This window comes from Mesorhizobium sp. M2E.F.Ca.ET.209.01.1.1 (assembly GCF_004010375.2).
Taxonomy (GTDB): domain Bacteria; phylum Pseudomonadota; class Alphaproteobacteria; order Rhizobiales; family Rhizobiaceae; genus Mesorhizobium.
This window is the reverse complement of the sequence record NZ_SADP02000645.1, coordinates 1-338: the sequence shown is the minus strand read 5'-3', so window position 1 is coordinate 338 and position 338 is coordinate 1. Positions and strand designations below refer to the sequence as shown.

Genomic DNA, 338 nt, shown 5'->3' with positions numbered 1-338 from the left:
GTCAGCTTGTCGCGGTTGGCTATCGGCAGAAAGATGTCCACCGGCCCCTTGGCTTTCAAGGCCACGCCGGATTTGGCGCCGCCGAAGACTTGCGCTTCGCCGACAACTTCGTCCTTGGCGAAGATCTCCGTTTTTTGGAACGAGCGCGATCCCCAGTCGAGCAGCTTGCGCGCCTCCTCCGAGCGTTCGCGATCGCTGGCCAGGCCGCTCAGCGCAGCGATGACGCGGATGCCGTTATGACTGACCGTGCCGACGATGCCGAAACCGGCGGACTCGCTCGCTCCGGCCACGAAGCCGTCAGCACCGATGCCCATGGCCAGACGCGGATTGAGATCGGA

1 pseudogene is annotated in these 338 nt (G+C 64.2%); it reads right to left on the bottom strand.

The annotated features are described in order from the left end of the window. Positions 1-338, bottom strand: a pseudogene (locus tag EN852_RS37265) (D-alanyl-D-alanine carboxypeptidase); the annotation flags it as partial.